Annotated in this window: 15 protein-coding genes and 1 riboswitch; of the genes, 8 read left to right on the top strand and 7 right to left on the bottom strand. The window is 46.0% G+C overall.

The window, feature by feature from the left end; translation table 11 throughout:
- Positions 1-27 precede the first annotated feature (27 nt).
- The 4 genes from C9I89_RS00170 to dapA form a co-directional block, all read right to left on the bottom strand.
- Positions 28-1,134 (bottom strand): succinylglutamate desuccinylase/aspartoacylase family protein, encoded by a 1,107-nt coding sequence (locus C9I89_RS00170; RefSeq protein WP_107281818.1) that lies wholly within the window; start codon positions 1,132-1,134, stop codon positions 28-30.
- 153 nt (positions 1,135-1,287) lie between these two features.
- On the bottom strand, positions 1,288-2,496 hold the full coding sequence (locus C9I89_RS00165; protein WP_107281338.1) for a PLP-dependent decarboxylase: 1,209 nt from the start codon (positions 2,494-2,496) through the stop codon (positions 1,288-1,290).
- Positions 2,496-3,266 (bottom strand): 2,3,4,5-tetrahydropyridine-2,6-dicarboxylate N-succinyltransferase, encoded by a 771-nt coding sequence (locus C9I89_RS00160; protein WP_107281337.1) that lies wholly within the window; start codon positions 3,264-3,266, stop codon positions 2,496-2,498. The genes C9I89_RS00165 and C9I89_RS00160 overlap by 1 nt, the downstream gene beginning before the upstream one ends.
- Positions 3,251-4,177: a 4-hydroxy-tetrahydrodipicolinate synthase gene (gene dapA / locus C9I89_RS00155; protein WP_107281336.1), complete on the bottom strand. Its 927-nt coding sequence runs from the start codon at positions 4,175-4,177 to the stop codon at positions 3,251-3,253. The genes C9I89_RS00160 and dapA overlap by 16 nt, the downstream gene beginning before the upstream one ends.
- Positions 4,178-4,267: 90 nt before the next feature.
- A riboswitch (Lysine riboswitch) is annotated at positions 4,268-4,438 on the bottom strand.
- A gap of 307 nt (positions 4,439-4,745) precedes the next feature.
- Between dapA and C9I89_RS00150 the strand changes: the two genes are divergently transcribed.
- A complete protein-coding gene (locus C9I89_RS00150) occupies positions 4,746-6,878 on the top strand; it encodes a GGDEF domain-containing phosphodiesterase (RefSeq protein ID WP_107281335.1) in 2,133 nt (710 codons plus the stop codon).
- A 437-nt stretch (positions 6,879-7,315) separates the two neighbouring features.
- Here C9I89_RS00150 and C9I89_RS00145 read toward each other — a convergent pair whose 3' ends face one another.
- The gene (locus C9I89_RS00145) at positions 7,316-9,577 is read right to left on the bottom strand and encodes an acetyl-CoA hydrolase/transferase C-terminal domain-containing protein (protein ID WP_107281334.1); all 2,262 of its coding nucleotides are present in this window, start codon (positions 9,575-9,577) and stop codon (positions 7,316-7,318) included.
- 413 nt (positions 9,578-9,990) lie between these two features.
- Between C9I89_RS00145 and C9I89_RS00140 the strand changes: the two genes are divergently transcribed.
- Both C9I89_RS00140 and C9I89_RS00135 read left to right on the top strand, forming a co-directional pair.
- Entirely contained in the window at positions 9,991-10,350 is a 360-nt protein-coding gene (locus C9I89_RS00140) for a phasin-related domain-containing protein (protein ID WP_107281333.1), read from the top strand.
- Between the two features lie 115 nt (positions 10,351-10,465).
- Positions 10,466-12,130: a wax ester/triacylglycerol synthase family O-acyltransferase gene (locus tag C9I89_RS00135; RefSeq protein ID WP_107281332.1), complete on the top strand. Its 1,665-nt coding sequence runs from the start codon at positions 10,466-10,468 to the stop codon at positions 12,128-12,130.
- Between the two features lie 155 nt (positions 12,131-12,285).
- On the opposite strand, the gene C9I89_RS00130 is transcribed toward C9I89_RS00135, so the two are convergent.
- Both C9I89_RS00130 and C9I89_RS00125 read right to left on the bottom strand, forming a co-directional pair.
- Entirely contained in the window at positions 12,286-12,552 is a 267-nt protein-coding gene (locus tag C9I89_RS00130; RefSeq protein WP_107281331.1) for an acyl-CoA-binding protein, read from the bottom strand.
- A 64-nt stretch (positions 12,553-12,616) separates the two neighbouring features.
- Positions 12,617-14,611: an SDR family oxidoreductase gene (locus tag C9I89_RS00125; protein ID WP_107281330.1), complete on the bottom strand. Its 1,995-nt coding sequence runs from the start codon at positions 14,609-14,611 to the stop codon at positions 12,617-12,619.
- A gap of 291 nt (positions 14,612-14,902) precedes the next feature.
- Between C9I89_RS00125 and C9I89_RS00120 the strand changes: the two genes are divergently transcribed.
- The 5 genes from C9I89_RS00120 (at position 14,903) to C9I89_RS00100 (ending at position 21,632) form a co-directional block, all read left to right on the top strand.
- Positions 14,903-16,540 carry a GMC family oxidoreductase gene (locus C9I89_RS00120; protein ID WP_107281329.1) on the top strand — a complete coding sequence of 546 codons (1,638 nt, stop codon included), beginning with the start codon at positions 14,903-14,905 and terminating at the stop codon, positions 16,538-16,540.
- Between the two features lie 396 nt (positions 16,541-16,936).
- Positions 16,937-17,965 (top strand): PGAP1-like alpha/beta domain-containing protein, encoded by a 1,029-nt coding sequence (locus tag C9I89_RS00115; protein WP_245905366.1) that lies wholly within the window; start codon positions 16,937-16,939, stop codon positions 17,963-17,965.
- A gap of 55 nt (positions 17,966-18,020) precedes the next feature.
- On the top strand, positions 18,021-18,815 hold the full coding sequence (locus C9I89_RS00110) for a metalloregulator ArsR/SmtB family transcription factor (RefSeq protein WP_107281327.1): 795 nt from the start codon (positions 18,021-18,023) through the stop codon (positions 18,813-18,815).
- Positions 18,816-18,852: 37 nt separating this feature from the next.
- A complete protein-coding gene (locus tag C9I89_RS00105) occupies positions 18,853-19,353 on the top strand; it encodes a phosphatase domain-containing putative toxin (RefSeq protein WP_107281326.1) in 501 nt (166 codons plus the stop codon).
- A gap of 521 nt (positions 19,354-19,874) precedes the next feature.
- Complete coding sequence (locus C9I89_RS00100; RefSeq protein WP_107281325.1) at positions 19,875-21,632, top strand: ABC transporter substrate-binding protein; 1,758 nt, start codon at positions 19,875-19,877, stop codon at positions 21,630-21,632.
- The last annotated feature ends 5 nt before the right edge of the window (positions 21,633-21,637 follow it).

Genomic DNA, 21,637 nt, shown 5'->3' with positions numbered 1-21,637 from the left:
CTTGAATACTCAGATACTAAGTCAGATCTAAAGCATAAATGTATTGGTCAGAACCTTATACAGCTCTGTTCCTTGCTGCACGCTTGCTGAGGCAAAGTGCAAGACGGGAATGCTGTCACAGGGCAGGGTAAGTTCACGGCTCAGGCAAGACTCGCTACCGAGGGTATTAAAGTGCCAAAGTGTTGCTAGCGGCTTGCCGGCTGCAAGTGGCTGATTAAGCAGAGCTTGATATTCGACCTGACCACCAGCCGGACTGTGATAGGCTTTATAGTCACTGAGATCACAGGCGTAAAGCGAGATAGGATCACAATTAAAAGGTTTGTCTGGCCACATGCCCTGATGCTGCAGGTAATTGCAAATCCCCAGCGCATCACGTTCGGCAGCGTTAACATCCAGCAGCTCTTGCGATCCCAATTCCAGGGTAAAGGCATCTACCATTACCGGCAGTTTGCGGCCATGTTTGGCAAATTGCTGGCTTAACTGCCACCAGGGGCTAAAACTGGCTTCATCCAGTGCGCCGTCAAAGTCGCTTGGGATAAGAATATTTAGCGGAATATTAAAGTGGCGGGCCCGCTCGCGGGCATATTCAGGCACATAAAGATGGCGGGCCGAGATAGGCCCGGTATGCAGATCAAGAACAATATCTGCTTCCATGGCCATTTCCTGTAAGTTCATGGCTAAATGTTGGCCACAGGTCAGGCCCCACGGTGAGCTCTGGCGTTCATAGAATTGCTCCCTCAGCCTTTCGCGAAACGCATCACGGATCACGGCTTCATCGGCATCAAGATATTGCTGGCTGAACGGCTCAAGCAGGCTGCTGTCGAAATGATACTGGCGATTCCAGTTGGTGCCTGTAACCGGATCGAAACGGCCAAGGGTAAATTCGCCACTTTTTTGATTAATGCCCAGAGGGTTAGCCTGGGGTACCATAACCACATCCCCTTGGGGCGGATACTGGCGGAAAAATTCCAACAGCTGGTAAATGACGGCGTTTCCCTGCACTTCAGCGCCATGGATATTGGCCTGGATATAAACTCGCGGGCCGTTGCCCTGACCCTGAATTTTGATCACCGGCACTTCCATCGGAACGCCGGTCGGCTGCTCACCGACTTTGACTGTGGTTGTTTTTATCATCAGCACTGCCGGATATGCTTTATCCGGCTCCTTTCTCTGTTTTGGCAACCGCATGGCACCTGGTGGTTAGAGGTGTATGCGGTTACCGGTGACATTTGATAAGTGAAATCGCCGTAGCTTGGCGGGCTATATACTTTTTATTTCCGCCGTTATCTAAGCCAAATAATGACTGGCCGGAGCACTCGGTCGCAAAACGTTAATGCCCGACTGCGAAAAGGTTAGCTCTGCAGGAAGAGCGTGGCACAGGAAGTAGGGCATACTTTCGGTAAAACCATAAGCGCCCGCCTGAGAAAAGATCAGCCAGTCGCCGCGCTGCAGGCTGTCTGGTAGCTGTAAGCTGCCAAGGCAATCGAGTCCGGTGCAGAGCGCACCATGGATCTGGTAAGACGTCAGCGGAGAATCACAAGGTTGCAGAGATTCAACCGGGAAAGCTTGCGTTGTGAGCGCCGGGCGCAGCAGGTGCTGGCTTCCGCCTTCAATCACGGCAAAGTGGACCCCCTGGTTATCTTTGATATCGGCAACCTTACTGGCGTAATAGCCATAAGGGCCAACCGCATAACGGCCTAGTTCCATCCAGCATTGGCCTAGCTGGAACTCGCTTTTAAGCTGTTCCAGCCCTTGGCAAACCCGCTGCCAGTCAAGCTCTTGCTGTTGCCCCGCATAAGGGATACCAAGTCCGCCGCCCAGGTCGACGACAGGTTCTGGTATTTGCCAGGCATCAAGCAGGGCATTAAGTTTAGGCATCGCTGCCTGCCAGGTTTGCACCAGAGTATCGGCACAAAGGATATTTCCCCATTGGAAGCAATGCACACCCAATAGCTCAAATTCATCTGGCAAAGTGAACGTATCAGGCATCCACTGTTCAGGCGTCAGCCCGAACGGAGTAGGGTTGCTTCCCCCCAAGACATTCATCTTCTCTTCCGGATCTTTCGCCCACGGCAACTGTACTCGTAGCAGCACTTGAATACGGATTTGTTGTTCGCGGGCGATCTTGGCCAGATCATCAGCCTGCTGGTGGCTTTCCAGGACAAAAATACGCACGCCGTGCTCGATAAAATCGGCCAGGTGCTCCGGCGTTTTTACCGGGCCGGTATTTAAAATACGTGACGGGTCGACGCCTTGTGCCAATACTTGCTTCAACTCGCCTAGGCTTGCGACATCAAAGCCAAAGCCTCTGGCGTCAAGAGACTGGATGATGGCCGATAACGGATTGGCTTTAACGGCATACCATAACTTGGCCGGCGCACTTTCAAGGCCTGCCAGATGCTGATCCAGACCGTCAAGATCATAGGCATAAAAAGAATGGGGTTGTTGCTTGCTGGCGAGTTGTAGCGCCTTGCGAACCTGCTCGGTCAGTGCCATTAACGAAGCGCCTCTTCCAGAACCAGTGAAGCATCGCTGCTGTCATCGCGGTATTTGATGATTATCGGACACTGCACGCTCAGGCCCATCTTTTTGCCCCATTCACTGTTTGCCGGGCGGCTACCTGGAACCACAACCGCACCTTCTGGGATTTGTGCGCCTTTTGGCAATTGGCATTCATTAACCAGATCATAAACAGCAACTGCAGCGGAAAGTGTGACTCCCGGTGCCAGTACCGCCCCCTTTTTCACAACCATCCCTTCAACGATCACACAACCGGCACCGATAAATGCGTCATCTTCGATGATCACTGGTGTTTGACCTACAGGTTCAAGCACACCGCCAATCTGCACACCTGCAGAGAGGTGGACATTCTTGCCGATTTGAGCACAAGAACCGACTAGGACATGGCTGTCGACCATCGTACCGCTGTCGACATAGGCGCCAATATTAATGTAGGCTGGCGGCATGATCACAACACCCGGTGCGACATAAGCACCGCGGCGGACAGCTGACCCCCCCGGTACCAGGCGAATCTGATCTTCCGGCGTAAATTGGCGCGGACTCAGGTTATGTTTGTCAATTGCGCCTGGGTATGCCGGTCCGAAGCTGATCAGTTCTCCGGCTGGAAATGCGGCTAATATCCCCTGCTTTACAGTGGCATCGGCGTGCCAGTTTCCTTTCTGGTCTTGGGCTGCAGTGCGTACTTCGCCGCGCTCAAGTTGATCAAGTAAAAGCTTCCAGCACGGGGTTACTACTGATTCAGACATGTTTTCATCCATTGGTATATTGCCGCATCGGCATTTAAAACAGGGGTTAACTCTTGCATCTCTTCCATGTAAAGCGGGGGACGCAACCCAGCGTTATTGAGGCGGCCTTGATGTAGCATCAGGGCTTTTACCGGGATCGGGTTGGCGGCACAGAACAAGCTGTTGCTGGCTTGTTGCCATAAGGTCTTGAAGTTTGGAACTGTTTGGCTAAGGCTCTGGCGAACATAGTGTGCAGTGGCTTCAGGCCAGGCGTTGGCGGCCACAGATACCAGACCGCAGGCACCGGCGGCAACAAAATCGACCAGCAGGCCATCATCGCCACAGTAAAACTGTAGCGATGGGGCTGCGTTGCGGTAACGGGTGAAAGCCTCGACGCTTCCGCTCGCTTCTTTCACTGCCCATGCATTGGGATGACTTGCCAGTGAACCCAAGGTTTGCTCATCAAGGGCGACACCGGTGCGTGAAGGTACGTTATAGATCATGCATGGCCAGTTGCTGGCATCAAGCAGGCTGTTAAACCACTTCAACTGGCTAGCTGCACCGGGCTTGGCGTAAAGCGGAACTGGTATCAGCAGGGCATCGACAGGAAAATCCTGCAAAAAATCCAGCCATTGCATTTGTTGCTGCAGTTGGAAGCCGCCGACACCCACCATGAGTGGTACGGAAAGATCCAGCGCACAGATATGGCGGATTACATCCTGCTGTTCAGTTGGTGTCATTGCCAATGCTTCGCCGGTACTGCCGAGGATCAGGATCCCATTCCCGGCCGCCTCTTGCTCTTTAGCCAGTTGGGTCAGGGTAGCAAAGTCAATAGACTCGTCGGAGTGGAACGGGGTGATGAGGGCCGTCCATAACGTGGTTTGTTGCAAGCGTTCATTCCCGACTGCGGGAATAGAATTTTGATTAGGCATCTCTCATCCGAACTTTTTGATATCAGTTCAGAGAGCTTGGTTTTGCGAAGGCGCCAGTGACAATTAGCCACGTGGGGGCGATAAAACACAAACACCAGAAGCTCTCCACCATAGGTGACAGCCCTGAGGATTCAGCCCCAGCAACCGATAAGGCTTGCTTCCAAACGCAAACTTACCTCGGCGTTAATCCCCCTTATCTGCCGTCGTGGGTAGTTGGATACCTCGAACAGATTACCTGGTTAACGCACCTCTTCTGATCCCAAAAATTTGGGATGGCTTGATTCAAACATCAAACGTGGATATGTGTCAACAATATTGTGAATGTTTATGCAAATGGCTTTCATTTTCTGTCATGGGCGATGCGGACCATCCCAATTTAGCAAATGGCTTTTAGTTTCTGGCGGGTCAAACAAACGATTGTTAATCGGGACACATTTTGTCAGTCGTAATTGTTTGTTTAGATTAATTGTCGACTATTTTTATATAGTACTGATATGAAACCATGGTTATATGCTAATACTTGATATGTGACGGTCATCAACCTGCTAGCTCAGATCTGGGAGGCAAAATGAGCAATCAAGGTGGAATTTACACGCTAATCCATAACTCTTCTTCAAGTAAGATCCTTGACCCTGCGTTGCGCGTTGAAACCAAGGCGCGGTTGGAATTTGTTCTGAAAATGACACCGGCTGTGTTGTATACCTGCCAATTCCGAGATGATGCCTTTGTCGCCACCTATGTTAGTGACAGAGTCCATCAACAGATGGGTTACTCACGGCAGGATTGTCTCAACAATCCCGAATTTTGGGTAAAGAATATTCATCCGGATGATCGAGAAGCGGTCTTAGCAGGCATGCCGGAACTCTTTGAAAATGATCATCATATTCATGAGTACCGATTTCGGCACAAAGATGGCCATTATTACTGGGTGCGTGATGAATTAACCCTAGTCAAGGATGCTCAGGGGTGTCCGGTGGAAATTGTTGGAGTTTGGATTGATATTACTGACCGTAAGCAGCTTGAGGAGAGCCGACGTCTTGCAGCAGCAGTATTCGACAATGCTAACGAGGCCATCATGGTCACAGATAGTCAGTTCAGGATCTCTGCGGTTAATCAGGAGTTTGAAGCGCTTACCGGTTATTCGGAAAGGGAAATGCTTGGTCAGATGCCTCGCGCGTTAAGCTCGGACTACCATGATGTGAGTTTCTACCGTGCCATTGATAACGGATTGAAGCGTAACGGTAAGTGGCAAGGAGAGATCTGGAGCAAACGTAAAAATGGCGATCTCTTTCCCGGCTGGCTGTCCATTACTGCTATTCGTGATGATAAAGAGCAGGTGACAGAGCATGTTGCTTTGTTAAGTGATATGACAACACGCAAGCAGGATGAGCAAAAAATTTGGTATCAGGCGAATTTCGATTTGTTAACCGGGTTGCCGAATCGCCATTTGTTTACAGACCGCTTGCATTGTGCCTTTTCCCAGTCGGCTCGACAGAACAAAAAGGTGGGCCTGCTGTTTATCGATCTGGATCGCTTTAAATGGATCAATGACTCCCTTGGACATCAAACAGGCGACAGATTGTTGCAGTGTGTCGCCAAACGTCTGACATCTTGTGTTCGAAATGAAGATACTGTTGCTCGGTTTGGTTGTGATGAGTTTACCGTAATATTGCTGGATCTGACGACAGCCGAGGAGGCGGAAATTATCGCGCAAAAATGCCTTGATGTGCTGGCTCGACCTTTTTTGATCGATAAACAGGAGATCTATATAACGGCCAGTATAGGGCTTAATAATTATCCTGATGCCGCTGATGATGCCGGCACCGCCTTAAGGAATGCCGATATTGCAATGTGTCAGGCAAAGGATGACGGACGTAACCGCTACCGCTGTTATACCCAAGATATATTGCCGCAGATCGAATCGCGCTTATTAATGGAACGAGAGCTCAGACAGGCCTTTGAAAACAAGCAGTTTGTTGTTTACTTTCAACCTGTCATCAACTTAAAGCTAGGTAAGGGGGTAGGGGTTGAAGCCTTGATCCGCTGGCAGCACCCTGAGCGGGGGATTATCCCTCCGGCTGAATTTATTCAGCTGGCTGAGGAAACGGGGCTTATTATACCTATCGGAGAATGGGTATTAAAAAGAAGTTTGGATCAGGTGAAATCCTGGCTTGCTCGGGGAATACCTGTGTCCAAGCTGTCAGTGAACGTGTCTGGCGTACAGTTAAAAGATGCAAGATTTGTGGACAAATTGAATCAGATGCTCATAAGCAGTCAATTTCCAGCGAATAAGCTGATACTTGAAATCACTGAAAGTATTTTGCTTAAAGCCAGTGAAGAGGTGAGTAACAGGTTGCAAGCGATCAAAGCGTCGAACATTAACATCGCCCTGGATGATTTCGGTACCGGCTATTCATCGATCACCTATTTGAAAAGCTTCCCGGTCGATGTTTTGAAAATAGATCGCTCTTTGGTCACGGGTATTAATGCCAGCTCAGACGATGCAGCAATAGTTGAGGCGATTACGGTGATGGCTCATCGGTTGGGCATAGAGGTAACCGCCGAAGGTGTTGAGAGAAATGAACAAAAGCTGCTGCTTGAAAGTATAGGTTGTGATTGCGGTCAGGGTTATTACTGGAGCAAACCGTTACCGGCAGCGGCATTTGAAGCCTGGTTAGCCCGAGCGGAACAAGGCGAGTAAGTGCGAGATGTGGCTTGGCAGCTAATGGGGGCATCATTGGTGCTTCTCTTCAAAAACGGAACTCAAGTCGTTTTTCCGTCTTTCCTCTCAATTGCGAAAAGAAAGAAAGCACAATCGCTTTCTTTCTGTATCGGGGTTTATTCTGTTTATCGTGATGTGAAGTTTTAGTGCTATTTGGTTTTGCTCGCCTTAGGTTTCAAGGGCTGATCGCCAATCGTGGTTTTTCCCGGACAAATTCTCTTTACCGGACACTTTGGGCAACCCCAGATTGCTGCATAGGGGCAAAGCGCCATTACTTTGTTCTTTTTCGTCATTGTTGGTACACCTCGTACAACGTCAGTTGCTCACATTGATAAGTTGTTATTCACCGATTTACTCTCTAGTAAATCGATGAATAACGACCGGATTATTGCTTTTGTTTTTACCGCTTAGGTTGATTATTTAGATAACTCAGCAGTCAGCAGTCGTTTAGTTATATGTTCTTGCAGATTTTTTGGATTATCTAGTCCCATACGTTTTAGCAAAGGTGCAACGGTCTGACTTGGCTTTGGTGCGGTAACTGCCTGCCATAAGCATTGCATTTTTCCTTTGCGAGAGGCGGTTTTACTCTTTAGTGATTTCAATGCTTTACCCAGTTGCAATTCTTGTTCAGTAAAACTGCAGCCAAAGGGAAACGGACCGAAGACCTCTTTTTGTGTATATTTTTTATAGAGCTTAGCAATTGATTCTGGGGTGTTATTACGGAACTCTGCAGGGATCTCATAATCTTTCGCGACTTTTCCCGCGGCTTTAGCTTTGTCAAGTAGCTCTTGCTGGAAGCGAGAATCAGAAATTTTGATGAGTTCGGTATAGACGACATGATCCGGTTTGCTGCGTAGATCAGCAATGCCATATTCAGTGATAACAATGTCACGAAGCTGGCGAGGAATGGTAGTATGGCCGTAGTTAAATAGGATGTTGGATTTCAGTTTACCGTTTCGTACTGCGCAACTGCGTAGTTTCATGATCGAGCGTGAATCCGGCATCTGATGCGACTGCGCAACAAAGTTGTACTGTCCGCCAACACCACTAACCACCTGACCATTTTCCAAAGCATCTGAAATAGCGGAGCCATTAAGTGTGACCATCATTGCTGAGTTAATAAAACGGGCATGTTTACGTTGAGCTTGTTTCAGCTGCTGGTTTCCAATAAAGTGATCATAAAGATCATTCACGTAGTTAACACTGGTCATACAGAATTTCTTATGGTCCGCATCACTCATATTATTAAGTGCATCATAGAAATCTTTCGGCCCGATGAAGAATGCACCATGCATGACTACACCGCCAGTCAGTGTCTCACCTAAGCAATATTTAGTGATCCACTGCAATGCTTCAGCATTTTTCAGGTTTCCGGCAAAGCTCTGTTCGCCAATGTGCAGCAGGCCGTCGGTGAACTCTACAGACGGTTTAAAAACACCAATTCGTTTTAGATAATCGACATCATTTCTAGTTAATACGGTTGAAATCGCATTATGATCCTGCAAAATGAGCAGGGTGGAAATAGTGACCTGAGTAGTAATTTTCTTTTTGTTGAGTAGGGTCTGGATAGTCAGATCTTCAAAGACTTCACGTTTTAGCACCCCAGCATTATACAGGTGCATAAAACCATCGACCATTAACTCGCTGCAGCCATATAAACCTTCCTCAAAAGCCTCTGTGTCACCGACAGTTTTACAGATAGGAAACTTCTGCTCTACCTGCAGGTCTTTCATTAGTTGCTTATACAGGGAATTCTGTCTGTGGCGTAGCAATGTACTGTAGGTTAGTGCACTGCTTAAAGAACCAATGCCCACTTGAAGGGTGCCGCCATCTTTAACCAGTGTGCTGGCATAAAAGCCTATCATATGATCTTCTGGTGAAATACTGGCGTGAGGAGCGGCGAACAGGGCGTAATCTTTGTGATCTTGCTGTAAATTTTGGTCTAAGACCAAATCAAAGACATTATCAGCGACTTCGGCATGGTTTTGCATAAAAGGCATGTTGGTGTTGACTTCTGCGACCATCGCCACATTTGTGCCGTTCTTTTGCAGCTCGTCCATTACTGGGGCAAAGTCGAGCGCCAGATCAGAATTACTGCATAAGCTGTAGGTAGTTACGCCGTTAATGGTGCGCTTGGCTACAAGCTGGGCAACGACATTGACGCCTTTATCTAACAGATCACGAACGGCATGTGTATAGTTTGTACTGGTGTAATTTTGTTGTTGAGGACTGTTTAAGAAGCTCCCTGCTTTAAAGAAAAACTCGTTGATGGCTATGTTGTCTGGTACTGCTCCTTTTCTTAAATCAAGTATGTAGTCAAGATCTGGTACATTAGCAAATTCACGGTCAACAAAAGGTTTTAGAAATTGCCTTTCTAATGAATTTTTTCCGACAGGCTTTTCAAGCGAAATACCCGTTTCGATACTGAGTGAAATAGATGGGTCGGATTTTGCTCTCTGGTAGAGTGCATTTACAAAAGCGATGGGTTTACCAATAGCAAGCGGTAGACCGAGGACAATATTTTTCCCCACGTGCGCAATAATACTGTCTACAAGTTCGTCTGGATGAGCAATTAGCTCGGCAGGCGGTTTGATGTTACCTATCGATTTTTCGATAGGGTTTGTGGATTGTATAGAAAGGGATTGAGTACTTGTTTCAACCAGCTCCAGTACTGACATAGCGAAGTCCTTTTGTGATGTATTATTGGCCATGAGATGTTGTGAATATTTTTTATTTTTATTTTTATTTTTCGTCCACTATTAAGAATAGAGCCATAACTCTAGTTGTCTAACAACTAATCACTTCTTATTTCATTTAATTGATACCAATCACAAATATCACTCAGTTGCATAGGGGTGATTGATTGTATTGATCATTTTGTAAATAATGACGGACAAGTAATGAATTGGATAAGCTGTTGAAGTTAATGTGTTTATTTGTTTTTTTAAAACTTGATTTTTGTGATCTTGATGCTTTAAAAGAATTAAAATTAGAAAGAATGATCTAATTTTAATTGTTACTCTCATCTGTTGGTAATAGACGTCTTCTTTATTATGTAATTTTAAGAAGATAATAAATAAGGTAAAAAGTCATGATGTTTGGAACAATAATTAAGAATGTAAAGCCAATGACAGTTTTCGGTGAAGGCCTAGTCCGTAATGTTTTTCTGGCTGGTTTAGGCGTTTATAGCAAAGGCAAGGAGCAGAGTGAGCAAACTCAGCGTTTGCTTGCCACTCAATTTAAAGGTTTCGTTGAAAAGGGTACTGACGTTGAAGCGGAAACGTTGCAGCGTGTTGAGACAACAAAATCGGTAGTCCTGAATAAAGTCGAAAGTCAGGTAAATCAGGTTATCCGTTGTACTAGTGGGATTGATCGTACTAGGCTATTAGGAATAGAAAACAGCGTTGACGCGCTGGCTACAGCTGTTGATAAGTTAATGCAAAAGAAATAACCGTTTTACTTAATTGCTTTGTCTCTGATACGAACAAGTACTTTTTTCATCACGAATTTAGTGCTTATTGTTTGGGATAAATGGGTAGACATACAGGAATGATAAAGGAACATCTATGCCGAATTTGTCTCTTCTTGACTTAAGTTTTATTATTTTTGAGTCGGCGAAAACACCGATGCATGTGACAGGGCTGGTTGTTTTGGACCCGCCTAAAGAGCAAGCTGCCACTTTTGCTCAGGATCTTTATGCGGACTTTTTGCAACAAACTGATGTGGCAGCCCCGTTTAACTGGAAATTAAACTGGTCATTTACCGGTAAACCGAGCTGGAAAGTCGTGCCAGCTGTGAATTTAGAAGACCATTTACGCATTACCATGCTGCCATCACCGGGTACTGAGCAGCAGTTGCAACAAGTCGTTGGCCGTTTGCATAGTCAGGTATTGGATCGCAATAAACCTCTGTGGGAAGTATGGTTGATTGGTGGGCTTGAAAATGACCGCGTGGCACTGGTTCTGAAGGTGCACCACTCAATGGTTGATGGTGTGCGTGCCAGCAGAATATTTACTCAAAGCTGTGCGACGACGATTGAAGAGTCTTTCACGAAACCGCTTTGGCAATGTGATTTACGGAAAACAGCCTCTGAGCGAATAGCAGAAACGCATCTGACCGACATGGTGTTCAAGGCGGCTAAGCAGGCTTCTAAACAGGTATCGCTCATTCCTTCGATGTTCCGTCTTGGCAGTAAGTTGGCTTTAAAAGCGGTGAACTTGGCTGATAGCGACCTGAAAATTCCGTTTACGGCACCGAAAACGCCGTTTAACCTCAGTCCCAAACGCAGCCGGGCGGTAAGTCTGGGGCAATTTTCGATTGCCAAATTAAAGCATCTGAGTCGTATTACCGGTGCGTCGATGAACGATGTGCTTTTCACTGTCAGTGATATAGCCTTGAATCGATATTTAAATGATCGCTCATTACCACTAAGAAAGCCCCTGGTCGCTATGATGCCGATGAATTTACGCGGTAAAAATGAATTAGAAGCTAAGGGCAATAAAATGTCGATTGGGCATGTTGAGCTCGGCCGGGCAGATTTATCACCGCTTGAACGCTTAGAAGCCATTCAGCAGGCTACGTCAGATCTTAAAAAAGAAGCATTGAATATTTCACCAGACGCGTATATTAATTACTCCCTGTTAGTCAATGGTGTTTCATTAATCAGCGGAAAGTTTGGCCTCAATAGCTTTATTCCACCGGCAAGCAATCTGTTAATCTCTAATGTTCCAGGTTCCAAAGATCGCCTTTATTTTATGGGCGCAGAAGTAAAAGAGCAGTACCCAGTATCACTGTTAATGCCTGGCCAGACGCTCAATATTACTTTCTATAGCAATGCGGGCACTATGTATTACTCATTGGTTGCCTGTAATCAATCGTTGCCTGGTTTCGAAGTGATTGCTGGCTATATGGAAGATGCGCTGCATGAGCTTGAACAAGAGGTGATGGATGCAGCTATTTCAACGGTAGCTGAACAGATTGAGCATCATGACGACGAAACACTGGCAGTGGAAATGGCTGTAACTGCAGCGCGTAATTCGTTAACACCTGAGGATGATGAATTCGAAAGGCTATATTTAGATAAGCAGAAAAGAGTGAAAGAATTAGAAAAACAGTTAGAAAAATTGACTGGAATGCTCTCTGTGACCGTAGAAGTCGATCCCCTGGCTGAAGCATTAAACCAGGATGATATTGAAAGTGATAGCGATACAAAAGTCGTTAATCTTTTATAATTTACTGGAATGGCTTATTAATAGTAAACGAGTGAATTAGTTTCCTTCTTCAAACATTTGATGCCGCAATTGATATTGCGGTTTTTTTTATGCACGAGAAAAAGGCCGCAAATTCGGCCTTTGTTATTTATGTGGCTGTTTTGGTGAATCGACGCTTATGCGTAAGCCTCTATTATTCTAGATACTTTATCAATGTACTTCTGCATTGCAGTCTCTGCATCCATGCCTTTGCGCTTTTCCCACGCTTCATATTTTGCGGCACCTTTGAAATCAAACATACCTGGGCGCTTACCGTGTACATCGCCGTCAGTTGCTTGCTTGAAAAATGAATACAAAGCCAGCAGCTCGTCATTGGATGGGCGCTGAGTAAGTTTTTTCACATCTAGCTGAGCTTGTTCAAAAGTTGCTTGTAAATCTGCCATGATTATATTCCTTTAATTAAATTTTCATTACCTTGCCATCTGAAAGATTGGCAACAAGAGTCGACTATAAATGGATGCCACGGAGCAATGCCGAGAAGGCAATAAGCTCTGCCGAAGAGGCTTTTTCTGTTTTCTGCTCTTCATCCTGTTGCTCGCTCTTTTTGGAGTCAGGGAACATGCGGAAGCTGCTGTTCATGATAATTTCAGCGAGTTTCGGGAAAAGCGCATGTATGATAGCGCCAAAAATACCGAGCTTAGTCGCAATGCGCTTAGGTTTGTCAATGATCGCGTTAGCTAACAGATCGGCAGCCTCATCGGGTGATAACGTTGGTACCGAATCATAGATTTTGGTTGGTGCAATCATCGGCGTTGCCACCAATGGCATGTTAATGGTGGTGAAATTCACATTTACATCCGAGTATTCTGATGCGGCACAGCGAGAGAAAGCATCCATTGCGGCTTTCGATGAAACGTACGCAGAGAATCGCGGCGCATTCGTCAGCACGCCAATCGAAGAGACGTTGATGACGTGACCACCACCTTGCGCTTCCATGCTTGGCAGTAAACCGAGCGTCAGCTTCAATGCTCCAAAGTAGTTCAGCTGCATGGTGCGCTCAAAGTCGTGGAAACGATCGACGGAATCGGCGACGGAGCGGCGGATGGAGCGACCGGCATTGTTAACGAGAATATCGACGCGGCCATGTTCCGCCAGCACATCTGCAACCAGGGTATCGACTTGTTCGATATTTGATAAATCGCACTTGTATGTGTGGGCGATGCCGCCGCGTTTTTCAACTTCTTCTCTGGTGAGGGCAAGCTTCTCTTCATCACGAGCCACTAGCACCATTTCGGCGCCATTTTCAGCCAGTTTGTAGGCCGTTGCCTGACCAATACCGGAGCTTGCGCCAGTGATTAGGATGATTTTGTTTGCAACGCGCCCTTTCAAGCTGCGATCACCAGAGATCTCCGGATCCAGGTGACGCTCCCAGTAGTCCCAAATGACTGGGGCATAAGTTGGAAGACGAGGGCACTCAATGCCTGAACCTTTCAATGCCATTTGGGTTTCACGGCAATCAAAATCTGTCGGGTATGTGAAAAACTGCAGAGCAGAAGGTGGAATACCTAAGTCTTTCATGGTGACGTCAGCAATTTGCTTAATCGTCGGCAATGAAAGAATGGCGTTCTTCACCTGGTTCGGGATAAAACCGAACAGTCTCGCATCAAAGCGCAGTGCCATGCGAGGAGCATGACCTGCTTCAGCAAAAATGTTGAGTACTTCGCCTGAACGATAGGGCTTTGGATCCGTCAGGTGGAAGCAGCGTCCATCAAGATCTTCCTTATGGGCAATATGATCTAAAGCATCAATAACATAATCGACAGGTACGATATTTAGGCGTCCGCCTTCAAGACCAATGGTAGGCACCCAAGCTGGCAGCACATTACGAATGCGTTGTAGCATCTTGAAGAAGTAATAGGGACCGTCTGCACGCTCCGCAACCCCGGTTTTAGAATCACCCACAACCATTCCGGGGCGATAGACGCGAAACGGTATTGAGCACTTATCCCGTACTACCTTTTCTGATAAATGCTTGGTTGAGAAGTAAGGGTGGTCGAGGTTCTCGGCTTCATCAAACATGTCTTCGCGGAAGTGACCTTCATACAAACCAGCAGCAGCAATAGAACTGATATGATGAAAGCATCCAGCATTCAGTCCGATGGCTGCATCAACCGCATTTTGGGTACCTGCAATATTGACCGCTTCCTGAATTTCAGCGGTGGCCTTAAGATCGTAGATCGCAGCAAGGTGAAAGAAGTGAGAAATGTTGCCCTTAAGCGCGGCGATATCGGCTTCTGATAAACCTAAACCTTCCTTAGTCAGGTCTCCCTGAACCGACATGACACGACCAGCGGGTATATCCCACTCTTGCAGACTGGATGCTAAAACATCCCGCGCCAGCTGATCGTGACAGAGTACATAAATATCACCCTCGCGTTTTAATAATCGGGTGATAAGGTTACGGCCTAAAAAGCCCGTACCACCAGTCAGAAAATATGCCATGGGTTCTCCTTAAATGTGCCAACTGAGGCAAAAAATATTCCTTTTCGAAATATACGTTACACTGGTCTGAGTTCTTGTCTGCAGGCAATATTTAAATTTATTAAATAGATCACCTTTTTATTTGTTATTACTGAATGATTTACATCTTTTTAAGAAATGAATTAGTTTTTCCTTGGTTTAATCTATGATTGATTAGAGAGAAAAAAATAAAGTACAAGGTTACGGTATTTGTAAACTATTGGATTTCAAAAATGGCTGGCATAATTATTACGAGAAAATTGAGAGGATGTTATGTATGACTTCGTAATTGTAGGAGCAGGGTCTGCTGGATGTGTGCTTGCCAATAGATTGTCTTCCGATCCAAAAATTAAAGTATGTTTGGTCGAAGCCGGGCCAAAAGATTCCAGCCTAATGGTACATGTGCCATTAGGGTTAATTGGAATGATGCATTCAAAGAAGATGAATTGGCGTTATTACACCGAGCAGGAACCCAACTTACAGGGGCGAAAACTGTTTTGGCCACGCGGCAAAACATTGGGAGGCAGTAGCGCTTCCAATGCCATGTGTTATATCCGAGGACATGCGCAGGACTACAATGAGTGGGATGCGTTGGGAAATCATGGCTGGAGTTATGAGGACGTGCTGCCATACTTCAAAAAATCCCAGCACCAGGAACGTGGCGCGGATGCTTACCATGGTGCCGGAGGGCCTTTAAATGTTGCTGATTTACGGAGTAAAAATCCGTTATCAGAGGCTTTCATCGAAGCGGCAAATCAAGCCGGACATGCTATAAATCAAGATTTTAACGGCAAAGAACAGAATGGTGTCGGCTACTATCAGGTGACGCAAATAAATGGCAAGCGTTGCAGTGCTGCGGTGGGCTACTTACGCCCTGCTGAGCAACGAAAGAATCTCACCATTATAACCGACGCCCTTACCACCAAAGTGGTGTTTGATGGGCAAAAGGCGGTTGGTATTGAGTACCTTAAAGGCGGTGAAATGCAGACTGTTCGTGCAGCCCATGAGGTGATTTTAAGTGGAGGGGCTATTAACAGTCCACAGTTACTGATGTTGTCAGGTATTGGTGATAAAACTGAATTAAATCAACATAAAATTAATGTGGTTCACCATCTTCCCGGGGTCGGGAAAAACCTGCAGGATCACCTTGATGTGCTGGCTGTGACCCGAGAACGCACCTTCCACTCGGTGGGTTTTTCTCCGGTTGCTTTACTGCGATCTGTAAAAGGACTTTTTGATTTCTTTTTGTTTAGAAAAGGCAATTTCACCTCCAATATTGCTGAGGCAGGAGGGTTTGCCAAAAGTTCTCCAGAGCTGATGGCACCGGATGTTCAGTTCCATTTTTCACCTTGTTTTTTGGATAATCACGGTTTGGACCTGTGGACAACCACCAGACATGGTTACTCGCTACATGCTTGTAATTTAAGACCAAAAAGTCGAGGAGTCTTAAAGCTTCGTAACTCCGATCCAACGGTGCCACCCGTGATTGAGGCCAATTACCTTGAGAATGCTGATGATGTAAAAGCATTGGTGAAGGCGGTAAAAATGTCTCGTGAAATTCTAAAACAACCGGCTTTTGACCATTATCGCGGGAAAGAAGTTTTTCCAGGAAAAGAGGTGCAGACAGACGAGCAGCTAGAAGCGTTTATACGTCGAAAAGCAGAATCCATTTATCATCCTGTTGGTACGTGCAAGATGGGTAATGATGAGATGGCAGTGGTTAATTCGCGGTTGAATGTTATTGGTGTTGCAGGGCTCCGTGTTGTTGATGCGTCAATTATGCCGACACTCATTGGCGGTAATACGAATGCCCCCACCATTATGATTGCTGAAAAAGCGGCAGATATGATTCTGACTGATTTAGCTTCGCAACGAATACACTCCAATACGCTAGAAACAGATTACGCGTAATACTATATAAAATTCTAATTTCAGATCAGATCCCCCTGATCTGAAATTATTTTAAATAACCATATAAATTAGAGTGCATATTCTAATTTTTTTAACTATATTAAAAGGTTAATTTTCAACTTTTATTCTATCCAGAATTCCAAATATTAGTTATTTAATAATCGTTGTGATTTAATTGGCATTATTTAGCGAGACTTCGATGTTTTAATAGAAAAGACTTTTCTACAGTGTCGTGACTAATAACCAGAAATGAATGCATCTGTTCTTGAGGTGGTTTGGGTATATAATATGACTAACCTGAAACAGGTGAGCACGGCAATACCGAGGTGAGGTATGATTTCTAGGAATAATCTGAGTCGGAAATTTCAGACTTTGGTGGAAGAAGTTTCCTCTAAGATGGCTGAAAACAGGGTAACAGCGAAAGGTAAAGTCAGCGAATTTATCGAAAACAGCTTACCGTATAATCATAGTGATGCGATGCTCTCGATACTGAATGGCATGGTTGGTGACTACCTCGTACAGCGTAATAGCCGGTTAATGCAGGAGATGGTCTTTCGAGATCAGCAACAGTCTTTAAGTTTAGATCCCGAACGGCTTAACCAGCAGTTGCCCCAAGCTAGTGACAGGATTGTATTATGCGTACATGGCTGGTGCATGAATGACGTTCAATGGCAGCGTAAAGAGCATGATCATGGCCGCTTCTTGGCTAAGTACGGTTATACACCGATATATCTGCGCTATAACTCAGGGCAGCATATCTCTTTAAATGGCGAAGAGTTCGCATTCAAACTTGAAAAGCTCATTGTGGCCTGGCCCTGTGAAGTCAAAGAAGTTGTGATTGTTGGCCACAGTATGGGGGGGCTGGTCACAAGAAGTGCCTGTTACTATGCTGATCATCATAAGCTGAATTGGTTAGCTGCGCTTCGCTCCTTCATCACGCTAGGAACCCCTCATAACGGCGCTCCATTGGCCCAGTTGGCCTGTTGGGTTGATGAAAGAGTCGCTGAAGCCCCGTACTTGTCAGTTCTGTCAAAAATATCTGACGTTCGCAGCAGTGGTAGCCGGGATCTCAGTCAAGGTTACATTTGTCATACTGACTGGCTGGACGAAGACAATGAGGGGTTGCTTCATCGAGTACGCCCGGCATTGCCTGATAAAGTGGCATGTTATGCGATAGCCACCTGTTTGGGGCGGAATCTTAATGATGAGTCGAATCTAGCTCTCGGTGATGGCTTAGTTCCCGTATCCAGTGCTTTGGGAGAAAGCGACGCCAGACATACGAACTTCTTGTATTCCGCAGATAATCAATGGATAGGCTGCGGCATTAACCATTTAGATTTGTTGAGTCATCCTTTGGTGGCGTCGAAGCTAAAAGATTGGGTGTTAAGCAATACCGTGCAATCCTTTGATGCGCTTGAAAAGTGATTATATATGTGGAGAATCATATATACTGGTGGAAATGCCGTAAATCGAGACTCATATGAAGCGAATACTCTTTCTCTGTACAGGAAACTCTGCCCGCTCCCAACTGGCTGAAGCGTTGATGCGCCATATGGCAGGGGATAATTACGAGGTAATGAGTGCAGGCATGAGTCCGGAAACGGTTGATGATCGGGTTTACCTGGTGTTAGCGGATCAAAATATCAATACCGACAATCTTCGGAGTGTGTCTGTAACGTCTTTGAATGATCAGCATTTTGATGTCGTCATTACATTATGTGACAAGGCCAGTAATGAGTGCGCGCTTTTTCCGGATTCGGATGCTTTGATCCATTGGGATTTTACAGATCCTAAGCCGACAGAAGGGTTACAGGCATTTTATGAAACCGTTGAGGGCCTGAAAGCAAGAATTGCACTTTTCTTGATGTTAAATGGTGAGCAGCAAAACAATACGATTGGTCCTGTTGAGTTGTTTAAGATCATGAGTGATCCACTCAGGTTGCGGATTTTAATGCTGATTGAAGATGAACTGGCATTAACCGTTGGTGATTTAACCAAAGCTCTGGAAGTGAGCCAGCCGAAGGTCTCACGGCACCTGGCTTTATTGCGTGATGCCGGGATATTACAAGATCAGCGAGAAGGACTGTGGATTTTTTATCACTTCCCAGAACACCTGCCTGCTTGGGTGCGTCATACCCTGGCAACCGTGAGAAACGGTAATCCCGGAGTAATCAATCAGGAAAAGCTTAAACTCAGTCAGATCACCGATCGTAAAAAGCCCGGTTTTAGCAATAAGCCAAAGATCAACAAGAAGCAAACGGCCTCAGCGGTTTGAGTTATACCCACAGAACTTTATTAAAACGGGAAAAAAAATGTCAAATACACATCCATTCTGGCCGCTAGCGCTAAACAATGGTGCGCAGTTGTTGCTGACGCCTTGTCCGGGAACCAAAGAAGCTGATCTGCATGATTCCCTAGTGCAATTAAAAGCAGCTGGTGCTATTGCAGTATTGACTGGGCTGCAACCAAGCGACCTGCCGAGTGATGGTTTACAAAAACTCACCCAAGAATGTGAGGCCCTGGGGCTTAAATGGTACCACCTGCCAATTGAAGATGATTGTGCGCCGGGTGAAGAGTTTAACGCAAACTGGCCGGAAGTAAGTCAGGCGGCCCAGAACATGCTTGATAATGGGGATTCACTGGCCATTCATTGTATGGGGGGCTCTGGCAGAACGGGCTTAATCGCGGCTCACCTGATGCTGGAGCGAGGAATGGATCTGGAAGCAATTATCAGCCAAATTCAGGCGCTACGCCCAGGGGCTTTCACGCGAGAGGCCCATATTGACTATATTCAAGCTTTCGAATCTAAGTAACTGTATTATCTCTCATTAAAAATTCCCGCATAAGTGCTATCTCTTATCCACAAATCCTCCGCTTTCATGCGGAGGTTTCTTGAAATCAATTCATTAGCGGCAGAGTGCGATCAAGCTGCCAGGATACTGAACTGAACATGTATTCAGGTAATTATATGTCGAACTGACCGCGTTGCTTGAGATCCTGATTGCCCTCATTAATTGGTGCGGCTCTAAAAAGATGGTACCTGATGTAACTATGCTTACGGGAACATATTGGATAGCCTACCAGTATAAACTGCTATTGTAAGTCAATGTAATATCTACAACTATTTGCTTTATCTACCAGTTACGTTGTAAGTTACTAGTGTGGTTGCTACTGATGGCATAAGATTCGTTTTTGAGAGCGGAGTCATTGACTTTAAGGCTGTAGCCCAGTTAGCTCAAGATCCAGTGTAAAGTGGGTAATGTATATTCTTACCCAGATAAGTTTCACACATGGAAGTAGCAAAAAGCATGTGATTTAATTAACAGGAAGTTATATGAAAAAATTTACTTTGTTACCGCTGGCGGCGCTTATGGCCTCCAGTCTGGCGATGGCGGAAGATATTAAAGTCTTCAAGTTTTCTGATGATGGCCAGCCGACAAACTTCGATCCGGTTCAGTCGGGCACTACTTATACTAATACCGTCACGACTGCAGTTTATGACACGCTTTACGAATACAAATACCTGAAGTCTCCCTATGAGCTCAAACCCAATCTGGCGGTGGATATGCCGCAGGTGTCGGAAGACGGGCTAACCTATACCATTAAAATAAAACAGGGCGTGAAGTTTGTTGATGATCCTGCGTTTACGGATGGTAAAGGACGCGAGGTGACGGCAGACGATTTTGTCTATTCGATGAAACGTCACTTTGATCCCAAAAACCGCTCTCAAGGCGCCTGGTTATGGTCGGACAAGATTGTTGGCCTGGATGATTGGAAAGCCAATGGTGCTGATTATGCGAGAACGGTTGAAGGTTTGAAAGCATTGGATTCATATACTGTGCAGATCAAACTGACCAAACCATTTCCTCAGCTGACTTATACATTGGCGATGGGTTACTCAGCTACTGTGCCAGTGGAAGCTGTTGAGAAGTATGGGCGCGAGCTGTCTGTGCATCCAGTCGGTTCCGGGCCGTTTAAGTTGGTCTCCCATAACAGCACCAAAACCGTACTGGAAAAAAATACCAATTATCGTCAAGAGACCTTTGACTTGGTTGGTTCAGGTTACGACGAAAAAGTACATGGGTTTACCGGTATAGATGCATTGGATGGCAAAACACTACCTATAGTTGATCGTGTCGAGTTGAACTGGGTGAAACAAGCCTCTGCCCGTTGGAATTCCTTCAGCAAAGGGACTGAAATCGTAAATACCACCCTGCAAAACGAGCAGATGGATGAAGTGCTGGCTAGCAAGCACCCTGTAACGCTAAAACCTGAATACGCCGAGAGGTTTAACTTTCGGGTGAACCCAGAAGCGGGACTGGTATACAACGTCTTTAACTTTGATGATGAATACTTTGGTTACTCTGACGATCCAAAAACGAATGCCGCCAACAAAGCGCTGCGCTGTGCGATTGTGAAGTCGTTCGACTGGCCACAGCGGGTTTCTCGTTTCTATCTGGGGATTGGCGAAGCCTACCCTGGCTTTATCGTCCCGGGTACTGATGGTTTCGATCCCAATATGAACTCTTCCTCGATCGAGCAAGATATTGCCGGGGCGAAGAAACTGCTGAAAGAGCACGGCTGGAATAAAACAAACTTACCTGTGTTGTACTATCCAGGTGTAGCGAATAACCGAAACAAACAATTTTTTGAGCAGTACCGTGGCAACTTGACCAAAATTGGTTATCCGAAGAATAAAATTAAGCAAAAGACCTTCGCGACGTTTGGCGATTTTAACAAAGCAGTGAAGAACAGCAAGACCCAGATTGTGCCTATGGGCTGGGGGTTGGATTACCCGGATGCGGAAAATACCCTGCAGTTGTTCTACGGGCCGAACCGTTCACCAGGCTCCAACAGTTCAAACTACAACAACCCGGAGTTCAACAAGCTTTACGAGCAAGCGGCGGTGATGCAGCCTAGCCCTAAACGGACCGAGCTCTACAAGCAGATGAACCAGATGGTAGTTGATGATTGTATCGGTATAGGCGGCTATTCCCGTACGCGTATTCGGATGTGGCATAAGAATGCCGTTATGTGGCCTCAGCGTGATGTTGTAGGTAATTACCTGAAATACGTTGATATCAAATCATAAATAAA

The organism is Photobacterium lipolyticum (assembly GCF_003026475.1).
Lineage (GTDB): Bacteria > Pseudomonadota > Gammaproteobacteria > Enterobacterales > Vibrionaceae > Photobacterium > Photobacterium lipolyticum.
Note: the sequence above shows the minus strand (reverse complement) of the source record. Positions and strands in the feature narration are given on the sequence as shown.